This is a genomic window from Streptomyces bobili, assembly GCF_002154575.1.
In the GTDB taxonomy this organism is placed as follows: Bacteria; Actinomycetota; Actinomycetes; order Streptomycetales; family Streptomycetaceae; genus Streptomyces; species Streptomyces bobili.
This window is the reverse complement of record NZ_MUBA01000544.1, coordinates 1-2,571: the sequence shown is the minus strand read 5'-3', so window position 1 is coordinate 2,571 and position 2,571 is coordinate 1. Positions and strand designations below refer to the sequence as shown.

At 71.7% G+C, this 2,571-nt stretch carries 3 protein-coding genes; all 3 read right to left on the bottom strand.

Annotation, left to right across the window (positions count from 1 at the left end; all coding sequences use genetic code 11):
* Positions 1–1,209: ornithine--oxo-acid transaminase (rocD, locus tag BZL64_RS33090; RefSeq protein ID WP_086772797.1), on the bottom strand; the 1,209-nt coding region annotated here is incomplete at its 3' end.
* On the bottom strand, positions 1,206–2,030 hold the full coding sequence (gene ddaH / locus BZL64_RS33085; RefSeq protein WP_086772796.1) for a dimethylargininase: 825 nt from the start codon (positions 2,028–2,030) through the stop codon (positions 1,206–1,208). The genes rocD and ddaH, both read right to left, overlap by 4 nt.
* 126 nt (positions 2,031–2,156) lie before the next feature.
* Positions 2,157–2,571 (bottom strand): Lrp/AsnC family transcriptional regulator (locus BZL64_RS33080; RefSeq protein WP_107430387.1); only part of this gene is annotated, 415 nt, incomplete at its 5' end.

Sequence of the window (2,571 nt, the reverse complement as noted above, 5' to 3'; positions counted from 1 at the left end):
GAGGACTCTCAGCGACTCCAGCGCCGTCCCCAGCTCGTCCTCCGTGATCGTCAGGGGTGGGGCCAGCCGGATGGTCGAGCCGTGGGTGTCCTTCACCAGGACGCCCTCCGCCAGCAGCCGCTCCCCGATCTCCCGGCCGGTCCCGACCGCCGGGTCCACATCGACCCCGGCCCACAGCCCGCGCGCGCGGAACGCGACGACACCCCGGCCGACCAGCCCGGTCAGCCCGTCCCGCAGGACACCGCCGAGCGTGGCCGCCCGCGCCTGGAACTCACCGGTCTCCAGCAGCGACACGACCGCCGTTCCCACCGCCGCCGCCAGCGGATTCCCGCCGAACGTCGACCCGTGCGAACCCGGCCCCAGCACGGCCAGCACGTCCCGCCGCGCCACGACGGCGGACACCGGCACGATCCCGCCGCCCAGCGCCTTGCCGAGCAGCAGCATGTCGGGGACGACCCCCTCGTGCTCGACGGCCAGAGTCCGCCCCGTCCGGCCGAGCCCGGACTGGATCTCGTCGGCGATGAAGAGGCAGCCCCGGCGCCGGGTCAGCTCCCGCACCCCGGCCAGATAGCCGTCGTCCGGGATGACGACCCCGGCCTCGCCCTGGATGGGCTCGATCAGCACGGCCGCGGTCGTCTCGTCGACGGCCGCCTCCAGTGCCGCCAGGTCGTTGTACGGCACGATCCGGAACCCCGGCGTGAACGGCCCGAACCCGGCCCGTGCCGTCTCGTCCGTCGAGAAGCTGACGATCGTCGTCGTACGGCCGTGGAAGTTCTCCGCGGCGACCACGATCGTCGCCCGGTCGGCCGGGACGCCCTTCACCTCGTAGGCCCACTTGCGGGCCACCTTGATCCCGCTCTCGACGGCCTCGGCGCCCGTGTTCATCGGCAGCACCATGTCGAGCCCGGTCAGCGCGGCGAGCCGCTGCGCGAACTCGGCCAGCCGGTCGTGGTGGAAGGCGCGGGAGGTGAGCGTCAGCCGGTCGAGCTGCTGGTGCGCCGCCTCGATCAGCGCCGGGTGGCGGTGCCCGAAGTTCAGCGCCGAGTATCCGGCCAGCATGTCGAGATAGCGGCGCCCCTCGACGTCCTCCACCCACGTCCCCTCCGCGCGCGCGACGACCACGGGCAGCGGGTGGTAGTTGTGCGCGAGGACGGGCTCCTCGGCCCGGATCAGGTCGGCGGACGTACGCGTACGGGCGGGTGCGGTCATGAACGGATCTCCTGAGTGCAGCACTTGATGCCACCTCCGGCCTTCTGGAACTCCGAGAGGTCGACGGGGACAGGGACATAGCCGCGGTCGGCGAGCCGGCCGGCGAGCGCCTCGGCGCGCGGCGCGATGAAGACGTTGCGGCCGTCGGAGACGGAGTTCAGCCCGAACGTCATCGCGTCGTCACGGGTGGCGAGCACCGCGTCCGGATAGAGCCGCGCGAGGACCTCACGGCTGCCGGGCGAGAACGCCTCCGGGTAGTACGCGATGTTTCCGTGTCCGGGCCGGCCGTCGAGCACGAACAGCGCGGTGTCGAGGTGGTAGAAGTGCGGATCCACGAGCGTCAGGCTGACCACCGGGTGCCCGAAGAACTCCTGCACCTCCCGGTGCGCCTCACGGGCCGTGCGGAAACCGGTGCCGGCCAGCATGTACCGGCCGGTCCACACCAGGTCGCCCTCGCCCTCGCAGACGGACTCGGGCCGGTGGACGTCGAAGCCCGCCGTCTTGAACCACGTGTCGTAGTGGCCGGACTCGGGGCGCCGCTCGGGCGCGTGGAAGAGGGAGCCGAAGACGCGGCCGTCGACGACGACCGCGGAGTTCGCGGCGAAGACCATGTCGGGCAGCCCGGGGGCGGGCTCGACGGTGTCGACGGTGTGGCCGTGCGCACGGTAGGCGCGGATCAGCGCCCGCCACTGCTCGTGCGCGAGGTCGACGTCGACGGGGGAGTCGGGACACATCCAGGGATTGATCGCGTACTGCACGGCGAAATGTCTGGGTTCGCAGACGAGGAAGCGCCGAAGGCTGGGCACACGGCTGACGGTCACAGAGGGGTTCCTCCGCTTTTCCTGCGCTGTCGACTTGGGGTTGACACCACGGTAGAAAGCGACCGGGACGCCCGACAAGGAAGAAGGGTTGCGTGTTGACGCAGGAACGCTGCGTCTTTGCCCCGCTCAGCGCACGTCTGATGCGTCCGGGGGGTCGGCGTGCGGGGCCGCGTGGGTGGCGCCCGCCTCCGGACTCTCCGGCAGCAGGTGCGACAGCACCATCACACTGATCGTCTTGCGGATGAACGGCTCCACCCGGATGCGTTCCAGCACCTCCTCGAAGTGCCCCACGTCCCGCGCCCGCACATGCAGCAGCGCGTCCGCGCCGCCCGTCACCGTCATCGCCGCGGTGATCTCCGGATGGTTGCGCACCACCGCCTCCGTACGCCAGCCCAGCGCCGACGGCTGCACCGTCGCCGTGAACCCGGTGATCACGCCGCTGTCCCGCAGCCGGTCCACCCGGCGCTTGACCGCGGTCGCCGACAGCCCGACCGCCGTGCCGATCTCGGCGAAGCTCGTCCTGGCATTCGCCATCAGCGCG